14 protein-coding genes are annotated in these 17,157 nt (G+C 68.5%); 4 read left to right on the top strand and 10 right to left on the bottom strand.

Translation table 11 applies throughout. The features are described from left to right. Positions 1 to 285 precede the first annotated feature (285 nt). From AC6CHL_RS13495 to pyrE, 8 genes are all read right to left on the bottom strand, one after another. Positions 286 to 1,005 carry a response regulator transcription factor gene (locus AC6CHL_RS13495; RefSeq protein WP_051598917.1) on the bottom strand — a complete coding sequence of 240 codons (720 nt, stop codon included), beginning with the start codon at positions 1,003 to 1,005 and terminating at the stop codon, positions 286 to 288. Continuing rightward, positions 986 to 3,646, bottom strand: a complete 2,661-nt coding sequence (locus tag AC6CHL_RS13500; RefSeq protein WP_313246546.1) for an ATP-binding protein — start codon at positions 3,644 to 3,646, stop codon at positions 986 to 988. Before AC6CHL_RS13500 ends, AC6CHL_RS13495 begins: the two co-directional genes overlap by 20 nt. Before the next feature lie 37 nt (positions 3,647 to 3,683). Further along, complete coding sequence (kdpC, locus tag AC6CHL_RS13505; protein ID WP_498294795.1) at positions 3,684 to 4,355, bottom strand: potassium-transporting ATPase subunit KdpC; 672 nt, start codon at positions 4,353 to 4,355, stop codon at positions 3,684 to 3,686. Next, a complete protein-coding gene (kdpB, locus tag AC6CHL_RS13510) occupies positions 4,352 to 6,403 on the bottom strand; it encodes a potassium-transporting ATPase subunit KdpB (protein ID WP_038690968.1) in 2,052 nt (683 codons plus the stop codon). Before kdpB ends, kdpC begins: the two co-directional genes overlap by 4 nt. Positions 6,404 to 6,414: 11 nt before the next feature. Next, entirely contained in the window at positions 6,415 to 8,133 is a 1,719-nt protein-coding gene (gene kdpA / locus AC6CHL_RS13515; protein WP_038690966.1) for a potassium-transporting ATPase subunit KdpA, read from the bottom strand. A gap of 12 nt (positions 8,134 to 8,145) precedes the next feature. Next, on the bottom strand, positions 8,146 to 8,238 hold the full coding sequence (locus AC6CHL_RS13520; protein ID WP_038690964.1) for a potassium-transporting ATPase subunit F: 93 nt from the start codon (positions 8,236 to 8,238) through the stop codon (positions 8,146 to 8,148). A gap of 435 nt (positions 8,239 to 8,673) precedes the next feature. After that, positions 8,674 to 9,336 (bottom strand): hypothetical protein, encoded by a 663-nt coding sequence (locus AC6CHL_RS13525; protein WP_498294797.1) that lies wholly within the window; start codon positions 9,334 to 9,336, stop codon positions 8,674 to 8,676. 21 nt (positions 9,337 to 9,357) lie between these two features. Further along, positions 9,358 to 10,017: an orotate phosphoribosyltransferase gene (gene pyrE / locus AC6CHL_RS13530; protein ID WP_038690961.1), complete on the bottom strand. Its 660-nt coding sequence runs from the start codon at positions 10,015 to 10,017 to the stop codon at positions 9,358 to 9,360. A gap of 194 nt (positions 10,018 to 10,211) precedes the next feature. Between pyrE and AC6CHL_RS13535 the strand changes: the two genes are divergently transcribed. The 3 genes from AC6CHL_RS13535 to AC6CHL_RS13545 all read left to right on the top strand — a co-directional run bounded on the left by AC6CHL_RS13535 (position 10,212) and on the right by AC6CHL_RS13545 (position 12,692). After that, positions 10,212 to 11,012, top strand: a complete 801-nt coding sequence (locus AC6CHL_RS13535; protein ID WP_038690958.1) for an exodeoxyribonuclease III — start codon at positions 10,212 to 10,214, stop codon at positions 11,010 to 11,012. Next, positions 11,009 to 12,379 carry an AmpG family muropeptide MFS transporter gene (locus tag AC6CHL_RS13540; protein ID WP_038690956.1) on the top strand — a complete coding sequence of 457 codons (1,371 nt, stop codon included), beginning with the start codon at positions 11,009 to 11,011 and terminating at the stop codon, positions 12,377 to 12,379. Before AC6CHL_RS13535 ends, AC6CHL_RS13540 begins: the two co-directional genes overlap by 4 nt. An 85-nt stretch (positions 12,380 to 12,464) precedes the next feature. Continuing rightward, positions 12,465 to 12,692, top strand: coding sequence for a hypothetical protein (locus AC6CHL_RS13545; RefSeq protein WP_038690954.1), 228 nt, complete (start codon positions 12,465 to 12,467; stop codon positions 12,690 to 12,692). Between the two features lie 192 nt (positions 12,693 to 12,884). Here AC6CHL_RS13545 and AC6CHL_RS13550 read toward each other — a convergent pair whose 3' ends face one another. Then, a complete protein-coding gene (locus AC6CHL_RS13550; protein ID WP_498294799.1) occupies positions 12,885 to 14,012 on the bottom strand; it encodes an anhydro-N-acetylmuramic acid kinase in 1,128 nt (375 codons plus the stop codon). 89 nt (positions 14,013 to 14,101) lie between these two features. Continuing rightward, on the bottom strand, positions 14,102 to 15,577 hold the full coding sequence (locus AC6CHL_RS13555; RefSeq protein ID WP_141058112.1) for a M23 family metallopeptidase: 1,476 nt from the start codon (positions 15,575 to 15,577) through the stop codon (positions 14,102 to 14,104). 168 nt (positions 15,578 to 15,745) lie between these two features. Here AC6CHL_RS13555 and tyrS point away from each other — a divergent pair, with 168 nt between their 5' ends. Beyond that, complete coding sequence (gene tyrS, locus AC6CHL_RS13560) at positions 15,746 to 16,957, top strand: tyrosine--tRNA ligase (RefSeq protein WP_313246551.1); 1,212 nt, start codon at positions 15,746 to 15,748, stop codon at positions 16,955 to 16,957. Positions 16,958 to 17,157 lie beyond the last annotated feature (200 nt).

Below are 17,157 nucleotides of genomic sequence, written 5' to 3' on the forward strand. Positions count from 1 at the left end.
CCCAATCGAATACCCTGCGATCCTCACGCGCGCGACGTGATCCCGCACGCCATCCCGGTTCGCACACGGACAACGAGATACCGCCGGTAGGGTCGCATCCCAATCGACTGCCGTGAAACGGGCAACGTGCGATGTTGGCATGACCGCAAATCGAAACGCGCCTCTTCGCCGTGGTTCATGCCACAACCGAACGCGGCAACCGTGTCGGCGGTCGATTGGGATGCGACCCTACCGGGCGTGTTCCGGCACAACGGTAACGGACGCAAAAAACCACACCCCGCCGCCTCACCCCTTGAACCGCAACCCCACGCCCGGTTCGGTGAACACGTACCGCGAATCCAGCGCGGAATCGCCCAGCTTGTGCCGCAACTTCCCCACCAGAATCCGCAGGTAATGCGTGTCTTCCTGATGCGTTGGCCCCCAGATCTCCTGCAGGATCTGTGGCTGGGTCACCACGCGCCCGGCGTTGCGCAGCAACAACGACAACAACGCGTATTCCTTGCGCGTCAACGCCACCGGCGCGCCATCCAGGTGCACCTCGCGGCGCACCAGGTCGATATGCAGATGCCCGTCATCGAACTGCGGCAACACGCCATCGGCCGACACCGTGCGCGAGCGTAGCAACGCCCGCACCCGCGCCATCAGTTCCTGGGTGCCAAACGGTTTGGTCACGTAGTCGTTGGCGCCGTTGTCCAGCGCCCGCACCTTCTCGGTTTCACCGGCGCGCACGGTCAGCATGATCACCGGTACCTGGCTCCACTGGCGCAGTTCGGCCAGCACCTCATGGCCTTCCATATCCGGCAGGCCGATATCCAGGATCACCAGGTCCGCGCCTTCGCTGACCAGCGCTTCCAGCCCGGCCTGGCCGGTGGCGGCCTGCACCACGCGGTAGCCCTGCGCGCGCAGGCTGATGTCGAGGAAGCGGCGGATCTGCGCTTCATCGTCAATCACCAGCACGCGCGCCGGGGGCGCACCTTGGGGCAGGTCAGGGGTCGTCGTGGTCATCGGCAGGGTGGGGTTGCAGCAGGGGCAGCGTAATGCGGATCAGGGTACCGCGTCCGTCGCGCCCTGGCAGCGCCTGCACGCTGCCGCCATGGGCACCGATCATGCCCTGGCAGATGGTCAGCCCCAGCCCCGTGCCATGCCGGCCGCGGTCGCCACGCTCCACGCTGTAGAACATGTCGAAGATGCGCGCGCGCTCGTCGTCGGGAATGCCGGGGCCGGCGTCCAGCACGTCGATGCGCAGCTCGCCCTCCACCAGCCGCGCCTGCACCTCCACCGCCGCGCCGGGCGGGGAGAACTTGGCCGCGTTTTCCATCACGTTGAACACGGCCTGTTCCACCAGCGCCGGGTGGACCCAGATCGGCGCCAGCGTGGCCGGGATGTCCAGCTTCAACTGCACCTCCGGCTGGTAGCGCTGCAGGCGGCGCGCGGCCGAGCCCACCAGCTCGTCCACGCCGATCCAGTCGCGGTTGATCTGCAACCCTTCGTGGCCCAGCCGGGTCATGTCCAGCAGGTTCTGGATGTAGCGGTCCAGCCGCTCGCCTTCCACCAGGATGGTGTCCAGCAGGGCGCGGCGGTCCTGCGCGTCCATCGCGTCGGCATAGCTGCCCAGGCTGTCGGCCGAGCCGATCATCGCCGCCAGCGGCGAGCGCAGGTCGTGCGACACCGACGACAGCAGCGCCGAGCGCAGGCGCTCGGTCTCGTTGCTCACATGCGCCTTTTCCAGGTCGGCCACCAGCTGGGTGCGCAGCGCGGCCTGGGCAATGTCATCCACCATCGCCTCGGCCAGCTGCCGCTGCTCGGGGGTAAGGCGCGGCGCGTTGCGGGCGAAGCGCATGCCGGCCACGCCGATGGCGCGGTCGTCGCCGTCCAGCAGCGGCAGGAACCACCACTCCGCACCGGCCAGGGTGTCGGTGAAGCGGCCGCTGGGCTGGCCGTGGCGGCGTGCCCAGTCGGCGGCGGCCAGATCGGTGTCGCCCGGCGCGGCGCTGCCGCTGGTGCTGGTGTCCTGGCCGATGCGCAGCCACGCCGGTGCGTCCATCGCCTGTTCCAGCGCCTCGCGCCCGGCCTGGGCGACCTCTTCATTGCTGGCCGCGCGGGTCAGCTGCCGGCCCAGTGCCTGGCGCGCGTTGGCATGCCGGTTGGCCGCGCGCAACGCCAGCACCTGCATGCGCAGCCGCGACGCCAGCCGCCCGGCCACCAACGCAGCGGCCAGGAACAGGAACACGGTGATCACGCCCTGCCGCGCGCTGATGGCAAAGGTGAAGCGCGGGGCGATGAAGAAGAAGTTGTAGGCCAGGAAGCACAGCGCCGCGGCAATCACCGCCGCACTGGTGCGACTGCGCGCGGCCACCATCACCACCGCCACGATGAACACCATCGACAGGTCGTACAGCCCTACCCAGCGCTCGGCCACCAATGCCACCAGGCAGGCAATCGCCGTGGCGCCCAATGCCAGCAGGGTGTCCTGGCCGGTACTGCGGCTGGGCACGCTCAACCCGGTGCGGCGCGCGCGTGCACGCGCCTGCGGGGTGCCGATGATGGTGATCTCGTAGTGCGCGCCACGCTGGATCAACTGCTGGGTGAGGGTGCGGTTGAGCATGCGCGCGACCGGGCGCTCGCGGGTGCGGCCCAGTATCAGGGTAGACACGCTGTTGTGCGCGGCATGGTCCAACAGCGCATCGGCAATGCTGGACCCGTGCAGCAGCTCGGCCTCACCGCCCAGGCGGCGGGCGAGGGCGAACGCCGCGTCGATCTCGCGCCGGGTGGCCTCGTCGTTGCGGCGGCCCTGCACGGTCACCACCGTCCATGGCGCATCGCGGCGCTCGGCAATGCGCCGGCCCACGCGCACCAGGTACTCGCTCTGGCCCCCGCCATCGATGGCCACCAGCACGCGGCGGCGCAGCGGCAAGTTGCCTTCGCCACGCGCGGCGCGGGTCTCGCGCAGGCTGCTGTCCACGCGGTCGGCCGCTTCCTGCATGGCCAGTTCGCGCAGCGCGGTGAGGTTGGCCGGCGAGAAGAACGCCTGCAGGGCCTGCGCGGCCTGCTCGGGCACGTACACCTTGCCCTGCTGCAGGCGCTCGATCAGTTCGCGCGGGGGAATGTCCACCAGCACGATGTCGTGCAGGCGATCCAGCACCGCATCGGGCACGGTCTCGCTCACGCGTACACCGGTGATGCGCATCACCACATCGTTGAGGCTTTCCAGGTGCTGGATGTTGACCGTGGTCCACACATCGATGCCGGCCTCCAGCAGTTCCATCACGTCCTGCCAGCGCCGCTCGTGGCGGCTGCCGGGCACGTTGCGGTGGGCCAGTTCGTCCACCAGCACCAGCGCCGGGTGGCGCGCCAGCACCGCGTCCAGGTCCATCTCGCCCAGCACGTGCTGCTGGTAGTCGCGTTGCACCAGCGGCACCTGCGGCAGGCCCTCCAGCAGCGCCGAGGTTTCGGCGCGGCCGTGGGTTTCCACCAGCCCCACCACCACGTCCACGCCACGGCGCAGTTGCTCGTGCGCGCGGCTGAGCATGCTGAAGGTCTTGCCCACGCCGGGGGCGGCACCGAGGAACACGGTGAGTTTGCCGCCGGCTTCGCGTTGCAGACGTTCAACCAGGGCATCGGCCTGGCGGGTGCGGGGGTCGCTCATGGGTGGCGATTGTGCGCCCGGGACGGTACGCAGCGCATCAAGGCATCCCGTAGAGCCCGGCCTTGCCCGGCTGCCCGTCCTGCGCATCCAGCGCCAGGTTCAACGTCATCACGTTCACCCGCGGCTGCCCGAACACGCCCCACTGCGGACCCAGCGTATGCGCCTTCACCAGCGCCGCCACCTGCTCAACCGGCAGCCCACGGCTGCGCGCCACCCGCGCCATCTGCACCTGCGCGGCGGCTGGCGACAGCTCCGGGTCCATGCCGGCGCCCGACTGCGTCACCAGGTCGCCGGGCACCTGCGCCGGCGTTATCCCTTCGCGCGCGGCCACTGCGGCGATGCTGGCCTGCACGCGTTCCTGCAGGGCCGGGTTGCTGCGCGCCAGGTTGCTGCCGGCCGCGGCCATCGGGTCGTAGTTGGCCGCCGACGGGCGCGCCTGGAAGTAGCCGTCGCCGGTGAACGGCTGGGCGATCAGCTGCGAGCCGCGCACCTGGCCGTCGCGGATGAGCAGGCTGCCGTCGGCCTGCGCCGGAAACAGCAGCCGGCTGGCGCCGGTGGCGGCCAACGCGTACGCCAGGCCGAGCAGCAGCAGGCTGACCAGGCCCAGCATCAGCGCCGGGCGCCACGCGCCGTGCTGCTGCAGGGTGGCCGCATCCACGGCGCGGGCGCGCGCGGTGCGGGGCAGGGAGGTTGCAAGTGAGCGGTTCATGCGCCGAATACCGAGACAAGGAAGAGGTCGATCAACTTGATGGCCGCGAACGGCAGCAGCACGCCGCCCAGGCCGTACACCAGCATGTTCCGGCGCAGCAGCGCGGTGGCCGTGGCCGGGCGGAAGCGCACCCCGCGCAGAGCCAGCGGAATCAACGCCGGAATCACCAGCGCGTTGAAGATCAGCGCTGCCAGCACCGCGTTGCGCGGGCTGGACAGGTGCATCACGTTCAATGCCGCCATCGCCGGCAGGGTGGAGGCGAACAGCGCCGGCAGAATCGCGAAGTACTTGGACACATCGTTGGCCAGCGAGAAGGTGGTCAGTGCACCGCGCGTGATCAGCTGCTGCTTGCCCACTTCCACCACCGCCAGCAGCTTGGCCGGGTCCGAATCCAGGTCGACCATGTTGCCGGCTTCCTTGGCGGCCTGCGTGCCGGAGTTCATCGCCAGGCCGATATCGGCCTGGGCCAGCGCGGGGGCGTCGTTGGTGCCGTCGCCCACCATCGCCACCAGCCGTCCACCGGCCTGTTCGGCACGGATGCGGGCCAGTTTGTCTTCCGGGCGCGCCTCGGCGATGTAGTCGTCCACGCCGGCTTCGGCGGCAATGGCCGCGGCGGTGAGCGGGTTGTCGCCGGTGATCATCACCGTGCGGATGCCCATGGCCCGCAGCTGCGCGAACTTCTCGCGCATGCCGTGCTTGACCACGTCCGACAGCTCGATCACGCCCAGCACATGCCGCCCTTCGCAGACCACCAGCGGGGTGGCGCCGTTGCGCGCCACCTGCTCCACGCGGCCCGGCAGTTCGGCCGGCACCGTGCCACCCAGCTCGCGCACATGGGCGGTGATCGCATCGGAGGCCCCCTTGCGGATGCGCCGGCCGCCGTCCAGGTCCACGCCGGACATGCGGGTCTGCGCGGTGAATGCCAGGTAGTCCGCACGGTCCGGTTCGGCAGTGGTGCAGCCCTGCTCGCGCGCCAGGCGCACGATGGACTTGCCTTCCGGGGTGGGGTCGGCCAGCGACGACAGCAGCGCCGCTTCGCGCAGCTGCGTGGCGTCGATCCCGGCCAGCGCATGGAAGTGGGTGGCCTGGCGGTCGCCGTAGGTGATGGTGCCGGTCTTGTCCAGCAGCAGCACGTCCACGTCGCCGGCCACTTCCACCGCCTTGCCCGACTTTGCCAGCACGTTGGCGGCCAGCGCCCGGTTCATGCCGGCAATGCCGATGGCCGGCAGCAGCCCGCCGATGGTGGTGGGAATCAGGCACACCAGCAGCGCGATCAGCAGCAGCGGATCAACCTGCACGCCGACGAACGCACCAATCGCCGGCAGCGTGGCCACCACGATCAGGAAGGTAAGCGTCATCGCCGCCAGCAGCAGGGTCAGCGCGACCTCGTTGGGCGTCTTCTGGCGGTTGGCGCCTTCCACCAGCGCGATCATGCGGTCCAGGAAGCTGTGGCCCGGCTCGGCGGTGATGCGCACGATGATCTGGTCCGACAGCACCTTGGTGCCGCCGATCACGCCGCTGCGGTCGGTCCCGGCCTCGCGCAGCACCGGCGCCGATTCACCGGTCACCGCCGCTTCGTTGATGGTGGCCAGGCCCTGCACGATCTCGCCGTCGGCCGGAATCAGTTCGCCGGCACTGACAATCACATGGTCGCCCGGGCGCAGCTCGGCGGCCGGTACCTGGGTTTCGCTGGCCCCGGCATGCGCGGCAGCCAGCCGGCGCGCGCTGAGGTCCTGGCGAGCCCGTCGCAACGAGGCCGCCTGGCCCCGGCCGCGGGCTTCGGCCACGGCCTCGGCGAAGTTGCCGAACAGCACGGTCAGCAGCAGGATCGCGGTGACCGCCAGGCCGAAGCCCAGCGGTGCGTTGCCGCTCAGGGTGACCACCAGGCTGACCACGGTGCCGGCCATCACCACCGCCATCACCGGGCTGTGCAGCAGGTGACGGGGCGACAGCTTGATCACCGCATCGCGCAGGGCGCGGCGCCAGCCGGCCGCGTCGAGCAGGCGCTGGCGGCGGTGGGAAGAAACGTTCAAGGGATAGGTACTCATGGGGTCACATCTCAATGCAGGGTCAGCGACAGGTGGTCGGCCACCGGGCCCAACACCAGCGCCGGCATGAACTGCAATACGGTCAGGACAACGATCAGCGCGATCAGGGTCAGCGCGAAGGTCGGGGTTTCAATCTGCAGCGTGCCGGCCGATTCCGGGGCGCGCCGCTTGGCGGCCAGCTGCGCGGCCACGATCAGCGGAATCACCAGCACCGGGTAGCGGCCCAGCAGCAGCACCAGCGTGCAGCTCAGGTTCCACCACGGGGTGGCATCGCCCAGGCCTTCGAAGCCCGAGCCGTTGTTGGCGAACGCCGACACATACTCATAGAACACCTGGCTGACGCCGTGGAAGCCCGGGTTGGAGGTGCCGGTGATCGACGGAATGGCCAGCGTGATCGCGGTGAAGCCCAGGATGGTGATCGGCTGCAGCAGCACCAGCAGGGCCAGCAGGCGCACCTGAGGAGTTTCCAGCTTGCGGCCGAGCAGTTCCGGGGTACGCCCGGTCATCAGCCCGGCCAGGAACACGCCCAGCAGCAGGTACACGATGAACTGCTGCAGGCCGCAGCCAATGCCGCCCCAGATCGCGTTGACCAGCATGTTCACCATCGGCACCGCACCGGCCAGCGGGCTCAGCGAGTCATGCATGCCGTTGACCGAGCCGTTGGACACCTGGGTGGTGATGGCCGCCCACATGCCGGTGCCGTCCGCGCCGAAGCGCACTTCCTTGCCTTCCATCAGCAGCGGGCTGGCCGCGGTGGCCGAGTGGCCTTCCAGCCACACCGTGGCCGCCACCGACACGCTGGACATCGCCAGCATGCAACCGAACACCAGCCCGGCCAGGCGCTTGCGCCCGGTGAACGCGCCCAGCATGAAGATCACCGCGATGGGAATCAGCAGAATGCCGATCAGCTCCAGCGCGTTCGACAGCGGGGTGGGGTTTTCCAGCGGCATTGAGCTGTTGGGGCCATACCAGCCACCGCCATTGGTGCCCAGCTGCTTGGCCGCCACCATCGCCGCCACCGGACCCAGCGGCAGTTTCTGCGTGTCCATGCCGGCGGCGGCATCGATCGGCGTGGCCTGCGGACCGGCCGCCAGCGTGGAGGGCACGCCCTGGCTGGTCAGCAGCACCGCCCACAGCAGGCACAGCGGCAGCATGAAGCGCACGCACGAACGCACTACGTCGGCGTAGTAGTTGCCCACGTCCACGCGGCGGTCGGCGCTGAGCTGCGCGGCCTGCTGTGCGTCCACGTCTTCTGGACGCGCACCGAACAGGGCGCGCAGGGTGGCCACCACCAGCGCCAGACCCATCATCGGCGTCACCACCTGCAGGCCGGTGATCGCGGTCATCTGCGCGAAGTACGACAGCTGCGCCTGGCCCGAATAGTGCTGCTGGTTGGTGTTGGTCAGGAACGACACCATGGTGTGCAGCGCGGTGTCCCAGCGCATGTTGGGAATCTGGTCGGGGTTGAACGGCAGCCAGGCCTGGGTCATGAAGACGGCCTGCACCAGCACCGCGATCACCACGTTGCTCAACAGGAAGGCGCCCACATAGCCGCGCCACGACATGCCGCGCGCCGGGTTCACGCCCAGCAGCCAGTAGAGTGGTTTTTCAACCAGCCCGAACAGCGCATCGCCGCGCATCGGCGCACCGCGCATCACCCGGGCCAGGTACAGCCCAAGCGGAAAGGCCAGCACGATGCTGGCCAGCAGGATCAACAGGATCTCGGTCATGGTGGGCTCCGGTCAGAACGCTTCGGGCCGAAGCACGACATACAGCAGGTAGGCGGCGGCAACCAGCACCAGCACGCCGCACAGCAGGGAAAGCCAGGCAGACATGGCAATGGCCTCAGGCGCAGGAAAGAAGGGCGGCGGTGCAGGGCGCACCGGCGGCAGGGGAAACAGGCAGAAACAGGCTCATGGGACGTCCAGGTGGAACCACTCCACGTCAGGCGCCCATCGTGTTCCCCACCGGCGTAAACGCTCCACGCCGCAACCGGCCCCGCCGCGTAAAAAGTGCATAAAACCTGCGCAGGCATGCCCATCGCGCAACCCGCACACCGCCCCGTAGAGCCGGGCTCTGCCCGGCTGCCGTACGCATCCCCGTAGAGCCGGGCTCTGCCCGGCTGCCCGCAACGCGTCACCTGCCCCGGATCTACGGCAGCGGGGCAGAGCCCCGCTCTACGATGTGGGTGGGCATGGTGGTCGACGCCCACCCGCCCCCACAAAAAAAGGCGGCCCAAGGCCGCCTTCTCTTCCCTTCACACCGCGCGCTTAGCCGCGCGGATTGGTCCCCACGCCCTTCAGCAGCCGGTACCGCTGCAGCGTCTCCTCGATCTCCACATCCAGCGCACGGCGCTGCTGCTCGAACGAGTTCTGCATGCGCAGCTGCGCCACCAGTTCGGTGTGCCGCTGGCGAATGCTTGCCGCCTGCTTCTCCACCACCGGCTGCCCGGCCAGTTCGCGATCGCCGGCGGTGCCCAGCAGGCTCACCAGTGCGTCGCGCAGGCTGGCCACGTTGTAGCGCGCGGTCTGCACGTTGTTGTCGATGATGCCCGTGCGCTCCACGAATACCCGGCGCAGGTCATTCTCGTTTTCATACGTGGACAGCATCGCCTGCTCGGTGCGTTGGCGGGTCTCCTGCGCGGCCAGGTCGAGCTGGTGCTGCGCGGCGGCAACCGCCGCATCCGCCCGCTCTTCCTCGGTCAGGGTGCGCTCCACCTCGCCGCGACGCAGGCCACTGGTGGCGCTGAACTCCTCGCGTGCGTTGTTGATCGCCTCCTGTGGCAGCGTATCGCTGCAGATGCGCTCGGACCCCTTGTTCCAGCAATACAGCTTCTTCGCCTTCGCCTCGCCCTTGCCGCTCTGCGCGTGCACGGGCACCGTGGCGACGGCCAGCAACAGGCCGATGGCGGTGATCGAAACAATCCTGGACATGGTGGACAGAGCCCCCTGCTCTCAACGCGTAGGACGGGTGCCGTAGCGGGACCGATAGTCCTCCAGCGGCTGCCGGTACCCCACAAGTTCCGGATTTCCGGAGGCAAAATCAAGCAGGTCGGCCAGCGTGGCTACCGCCACCACCGGAATGCCGGCTTCCTCGGCCACGGACTGGGCCGCCGAACGGCGGTCGGTCTCCGAGGCGATCTCCTGGCGGTCCAGCGCCACCACGATCCCGGCCGGGGTGCCACCGGCGTCCTTGATGATGCCCAGGGCCTCGCGGATGGCGGTGCCGGCGGTGATCACGTCGTCCACGATCAGCACGCGCTTGCCATTCATGTCCGCGCCAATCAGGTTGCCGCCTTCACCGTGGGCCTTGGCTTCCTTGCGATTGAACGACAGCGGCAGGTCGCGGCCGCGCTGGGCGAACTCGCAGGCGGTCGCAGTGGCCAGCGGGATGCCCTTGTAGGCCGGGCCGAACACCACGTCGAACTTCAGCCCGGTGGCCTCCACCGCATCGGCGTAGCAGGCGGCCAGCTGGACCATGCGCACGCCCGAATCGAAGCGGCCGGCATTGAAGAAATAGGGGCTCAGGCGGCCCGACTTGAGGGTGAACTGGCCGAAACGCAGGGCATCGGCGGTCAGGGCCAGTTGCAGGAAACGGTGGCGATGGTCGCTCATCAGGACTCTATTCAATTCATTTGGACCGCAAATCCTAATGCATGGGCGCGTTTTTCGCCCTTCGGGGCCCCGCGGCGGGCGGTCGCAGCCCCGCAGGAGGCCCCGGCCGGCACACAGCGCCGCCGCATTCCGGCACGCCGCGGCAAGGTCTTCCCGGTATGCTTTCCCGGTTACCGCTTCAGACCTGGACCCGCATGCGCATCATCAGCTTCAACGCCAACGGCATCCGTTCGGCCGCCACCAAGGGCTTCCTCGACTGGTTCCGTGCCCAGGACGCCGACGTGCTCTGCATCCAGGAGACCAAGGCCCAGGAAGACCAGCTGACCGACCCGATGTTCCGCCCGGACGGCCACCACTGCTTCTACCGCGACGCCATCACCAAGAAGGGCTACAGCGGCGTGGCCATCTACAGCAAGCGTGAGCCCGACCAGGTCATCACCTCGCTGGGCTGGGCCCCGTTCGACGACGAAGGCCGCTACATCGAGGCCCGCTACGGCAACCTCAGCGTGGTCTCCTTCTATATCCCGTCGGGCAGCTCGGGCGACCTGCGGCAGGGCTTCAAGTACGAAGTGATGGAGTGGCTGCGCCCGATCCTGGCGGAGTGGCTGGCCAGTGGCCGCGACTACGTCCTGTGCGGCGACTGGAACATCGTGCGCTCGGCGCTGGACATCAAGAACTGGAAGTCCAACCAGAAGAACTCCGGCTGTCTGCCGCCCGAGCGCGATTGGCTCAACGGCCAGTGCGTGGACACCGACCAGGCGCTGGACATCGCCGCCGGCCAGGGCTGGACCGACGCCTACCGCCTGCTGCACCCGCAGGGCGAGGACTACACCTGGTGGAGCAACCGCGGCGCGGCCCGGGCCAACAACGTCGGCTGGCGCATCGACTACCAGTTCGTCAGCCCCGGCCTGCGCGACCGCCTGCGCGCCTGCTCGATCTACCGCGATGAGCGCTTCTCCGACCATGCCCCGTTTACGGTGGACTACGCCCCATGAGTGAAGCGGTCGCCAAGCCGCGCCGGCCCTGGCAACGGGTGCTGGCCAACCTGCGCCAGCGCAAGGTGCTGGCCATGCTGCTGCTGGGCTTCAGTTCCGGCCTGCCGATCTACCTGGTCGGCAACACGCTCGGCTTCTGGATGCGCAAGGAAGGTATCGAGCTCACCACCATCGGCTTCCTGTCGTGGGTGGGCTTGGCCTATTCGATGAAGTTCCTGTGGGCGCCGCTGGTCGACAAGGTCAACGCGCCGCTGCTGGGGCGTTTCGGCCGCCGCCGTGGCTGGATGCTGCTGTCCCAGCTGGTGGTGGCCGTGGCGCTGGTGGGGATGGCGCTGGTCCAGCCCAAGGGCGGCCATTTCGTCTTCCTTGGCATCGCCTGGGAACACCTGGTGGTGTTCGGGGTCATGGCCACCGTGGTGGCGTTTGCGTCTGCAACCCAGGACATCGTCATCGATGCCTGGCGCATCGAGATCGCCGAGAACAGTGAACAGCTCGGGCTGCTCACCTCCTCGGCTGCGCTGGGCTATCGCACCGCGCTGCTGGTTACCGATGCGCTGATCCTGCTGATCGCCGCCCGGGTGGGCTGGCAGATCTCCTATGAAATCATGGCCGGGCTGATGGCGCTGGGCGTGGTGGCCGTGGTGATGGCCAAAGAGCCGGCGCGCGCGCAGCTGGCGGTGCAGGCGCAGGCAGCCGCGTTGTGGACGCCCCGCGGCCTGTTCGATGCATTGGTTGGCCCGTTCGTGGCCTTCCTGCGCGAACACCGCAGTGGCGCGATCCTGATCCTGCTGGCCATCAGCATCTACCGCATGGCCGATTTCATCATGGGCCCGATGGCCAACCCGTTCTACGTGGACCTCGGGCTGGCCGAGGAGACCGTGGGCGCAGTACGCGGCTCGGTCGGGCTGGTGGCCACCTTCATCGGCATTGCCGCTGCCGGCCTGGTGTCGGTGCGCTGGGGTGTGCTCGCCACCCTGCTGGTCGGCGCGGTGCTGGGCCCGGCCTCCAACCTCGCCTTTGCGTGGCTGGCCTATGTCGGTCCGGACCCCACCAGCTTCGCCATCGCCATGGCCATCGACAACATCTCCGGCGGCTTCGCCGGCACGGCGTTGATCGCCTACATGTCCAGCCTGACCAGCATCGGGTACACCGCCACCCAGTACGCCTTGCTGAGTTCGTTCTACGCAATGCCGGGCAAGGCGTTGAAGGGGCTGTCCGGCTGGGCGGTGCAGTCGCTGGCCCAGGGCCGCACCCTGCTGGAGGGATATGCGCTGTTCTTCACCGGCACCGCACTGATCGGCATCCCGGTGGTCATCCTGTGTGCGCTGTTGATCCGGCAGCAGCGCAAACGCGCCGCCGCCGTCTGACCCGGCCGGTTGCCCGACGCCCCCCGCTGCGCCATGATCGACCCCGTTGTGCCGTGGGGGCGGTGCTTGCCAACGGGGGAGAACAATGGTCGATCTGCTGCTGCGGGATCTGGACCCGCTGTTGAACGAACGCATCCGGCGCGTGGCCGTCGCACGCGGCTGGACCCGCGAATACACCTGTGTGGTGCTGCTGGAGCAGGGCCTGTTCACCAGTGAACTGGAGGTCCGCAGCGGCTTCCAGAGCCCGGAAGTAGACGCCCTGGCCGACGCCATCGCCGCGCTGCAGGCCTTGCCCGACGCCCAGGGCGTGTAGAGCCGGGCTCTGCCCGGCTGCGCCCGCGCCACGGTCCACGAATGCCGGGCAGAGCCCGGCACTACGATCCGTCCCGCCTTGCGCTTGGGGGCGGCCGTCGGCATCCACCGGTAGGGTCGCGCCCCAGCCGACTGCCGACCCGGGATCAACGCTCGATACCGGCATGACCCTCAAACCAAACGGGCGCTCCGGTCACGCCAGATGGATCGCCCCCAGAATCCGCGGCCCACGCGCGCCACTCACGCTCGGCAGGTTCCCCGGCAACCCGTCCAGCGTGCGCTGCGCCAACCACGCAAACCCCATCGCCTCGAGGTAATCCGGGTCCAGCCCGTGCACCGCACTCGACTCGATCACCACCCCCGGCAGCCGCGCCGCCAGCCGCCGCAGCAGCTGCGGGTTGCGCACCCCGCCGCCGCACACCAGCACCCGCCGGGCGCCCGGCAGGTGCGCCAGCAGCGCATCGGTCACGGTCGCGGCGGTCAGCTCCAGCAGCGTGGCCTGCACATCGGCGGCCGCATGCTGGCCCTCGCCCATCGCCGTCTCCGCCCACGCCAGGTGGAACTGCTCGCGCCCGGTGCTCTTCGGCGGCGGCAGCGCGAACCACGGCTCGTCCAGCCACTGCGCCAGCAACGCCTCATCCACCTGCCCACTGGCCGCAAATGCGCCATCAGCATCGAACGGCACCCCGCGATGGCGCTGGCACCACGCATCCATCAGCGCATTGGCCGGGCCGGTATCAAAGCCACGCGGCACGCCATCGCGCGGAATCAGGGTCAGGTTGGCAATGCCGCCCAGGTTGAGAATCGCCCGGTCTTCGTCGGCGGTCCCCAGCATGGCCAGGTGGAAGGCCGGCATCAGCGGCGCGCCATGTCCCCCGGCGGCCACGTCACGGCGGCGGAAATCGCCCACGGTGGTGATGCCGGTGGCTTCGGCAATCCGGTTGGCATCGCCCAGCTGCATCGTGAAGGCCGGGTCGGCCAGCGGCCGGTGGCGCACGGTCTGCCCGTGCGAGCCGATCGCCCGCACCTGCGCCCGGTCCACGCCGCTGAGGTCCAGCAGGGCATTGGCCGCGGCGGCAAAGGTGATCCCGATCTGCGCATCGATCCGCCCCAGCGTATCCAGCGACTCGACAGCGCCGCCTTCGCCCAGTGAAATCAGCTCGGCCCGCAGCGCCGGGTCCCACGCGTGGGTGTGGCCGAAAACGAACCGGCAGCCGCCCGCCTCGGGAAACTGCACCAGCGCGGCGTCGATGCCATCGGCGCTGGTGCCGGACATCAGGCCCAGGTAGAGCGGGGTATGCGGGTCAACGACAGCGGTCATGGCGGCACGGTCAAAACGGGGTGCGCCCAGCTTCCGCGCAACCCGTTGCCGCCGTCAATGCGCGCGTGTCCGCGCGCTGTACCGGGCGATCAGCCGCGGGTGCGTTTGGCCGGCTTGGCCACGCTGGCGGTCTGCGTCTGGGCCTGGGCGTCGGCCGGCGCGGCCTGCGGTGCCGGGCTGGCATCGGCGTAGATCAGCTTTTCCATGCCCTGGATGCGGGCCAGCGCCGGTGCGGTCTGCGCGCGGAACGCCACCAGCTCGGCACCCTTCAGCGGCTCCGGCGGCGGCATCGTCACCGACAGCGGGTTGCGGTGCTCGCCGTTGACGCGGAATTCGTAGTGCAGGTGCGGGCCGGTCGCCATGCCGGTCGAGCCCACATAGCCGATCACCGTGCCCTGGGCCACGCGCTGGCCGGTCTTGATCGCCCCGAAGCGCGACATGTGCCCGTACAGGGTGGTGTGGCCGCGGCCGTGGTCCAGGATCACCACGTTGCCGTAGCCGCGCTGGGTGCCGGCGAACTGCACGCGCGCATCGCCGGCGGCCATGATCGGGGTGCCGGTGCGGGCGGCGTAGTCCACGCCCTTGTGCATGCGCATCTTGCCCAGCACCGGGTGCTTGCGTGCGCCGAAGCTGGAGCTCAACCGCGCGAACGGGATCGGCATGCGGATGAAGCTCTTCTTCAGCGGCCGGCCGCTCACGTCGAAGTACTCCGACTTGCCGTTGCGATCGAAGCGGAAGCCGCTGTAGGTCTTGCCGCCCGAGGTGAAGGTGGCCGCCAGGATCTTGCTGGTGTCCACCTTCTCGCCTTCGCGCCAGGTCTCATCCAGCACCACGCTGAAGCGGTCGCCCGGCTGCAGGTCCTTGGAGAAGTCGATGTCGTACTTGAAGATCTCGTCGGTCATCGTGGCAATCGCCGACGGCGACAGCCCGGCCTTGCGCGCGGCTGCATACAGCGAACTGGTGATTTCCCCGCTGGCCACGATGCGGCGGGTGGACGACTCGCGCTTGATCACCTTCTCGGCAATCTTGCCGTCGGCCAGCGACAGCTCGACCCGGTTGTCGGCATCGCGGTCGAAGCGGATGGTGCGCAGGTCGCCGGACAGCGGCAGGTCGAAGGCGATCTCCGCGCCGGGGCGCAGCTTGGTCAGCGCCTCACGCGCGCCGGGGTGGTCCAGCACCTGGTGCATCACCGTGGCCGGGATGCCGGCCTCGTCGAACAGGTTGCTCAGGGTCTGGCCGCGCTGCACCCGCAGCACCTGCCAGCTGTCGCCCGGCACCTGCTTCTGGCGTTCCAGCGACAGCGGCGGCAACGGCAGGGCCAGGGTGGAGTGGCCCACCGAGTAGGGCGATTCAATGGTGTGCGAGAAGCCCGGCACGATCGTGGCCACCAGGGCGCCGATGGTGGCGAACAGGCTGGCGTGCATCCAGTGCCGGCGCGTCCAGCGCTGGTTGAAGGCGGCAGGAAGATGCTGTTTGAGCTTCCGATGCAGGGCGGTGTCGTGGAGGACGTGGAGACGTTCCTTGAAGCGCGTCTTGCGCGCGCGGCCTTGATCGGAATTGAGCATCGTCGGTCTGTTCCTGGCTGGCCCGGGAGCGCGGGCCCAAACGTCGGTAACATAGACAGGTATAAATACCGCGTCAAACCCTTGTGCCTATTGGCTTTTGTGAAGCGCTTGCGGTTAACTAGTACTTAACGTCATTCATATAAATAAGGCATTGCCGGGAGCTGTCACGTGTCATCGATTGAAGAAGCCATCGCCCTGATCGGTCGCGGTGCCGACGAAGTCCTCAAGCCCGAGGAGCTTCGCCAGCGCCTGGAAAGCGGCCGACCGCTGCGGATCAAGGCCGGTTTCGACCCCACCGCGCCGGACCTGCACCTGGGCCACACCGTGCTGCTGAACAAGCTGCGCCAGTTCCAGGACCTCGGCCACCAGGTCATCTTCCTGATCGGCGACTTCACCGGCATGATCGGCGACCCGTCGGGCAAGAACGTCACCCGCAAGCCGCTCAGCAAGGACGACGTGCTGGCCAACGCACGGACCTATGAAGACCAGGTCTTCAAGGTGCTCGACCGAGACAAGACCGAAGTGCGCTTCAATTCGGAGTGGTTCGGCAAGATGGGCGCGGCCGACATGATCCGCCTGGCCGGCCAGCACACGGTGGCGCGCATGCTTGAGCGCGACGACTTCGCCAAGCGCTATGCCGCCCAGCAGTCCATCGCCCTGCACGAGTTCCTGTACCCGCTGGTGCAGGGCTACGACTCGGTGGCGCTGGAGGCCGACGTCGAGCTTGGCGGTACCGACCAGAAGTTCAACCTGCTGATGGGCCGTGGCCTGCAGGAGCACTACGGCCAGAAGCCGCAGATCGTGCTGACCATGCCGCTGCTGGAAGGCCTGGACGGCGTGGCCAAGATGTCCAAGTCGCTCAACAACTATATTGGGATCAGCGAACCGGCCATCGACATCGTCACCAAGACCATGAAGATCGGCGACGACCTGATGTGGCGCTGGATCGAGCTGCTCTCCTTTGATATCAGCCAGGCCGAAGCCCTCAGCCTGCGCCAGCAGGTGGAGGCCGGTGGCCTGAACCCGCGTGAGGTCAAGCTGCGCCTGGCCCGCGAACTGACCACCCGGTTCCATGATGCCGCTGCGGCCGAACAGGCCATCGCCGGTTGGAACATGGCGGTGACCGGGCAGGGCGATGTGACCCTGTTGCCGCTGCAGGAAGTGGTGATCCCGGCCGAAGGCCTGCGGATCGGCGCGCTGCTCACCGCTGCCGGGCTCACCCCGAGCAACTCCGAAGCCTCCCGCAAGCTCAAAGAGCGCGCGGTGAAGGTGGATGGCGAGGTCGTGGAGGACGCCCAGCAGGTGTTCGTGCCCGGTTTCGAAGGGCTGGTGCAGGTGGGCAAGCGCAACTTTGCCCGCGTCCTGCTGGTGTCGGCCTAAGCGCCACAAGGGGTTCGGGCGGTTCCGGACCCCTATAGGATGAATGGGAGGGCGGCGGCGTGAAAAAAGTCGTCTTACCCCCTTCACAAACGACCCGGATAGGGACATACTTTCCCTCCCCCGACGCAGGGGTCGCCGCAAGGCGGCAACCGCGGAAGGAACCGGACGCCAACCACTTCGAAAGAAGGTGTTGACGGAAA

It is taken from the genome of Stenotrophomonas sp. GQ19 (genome assembly GCF_059758695.1).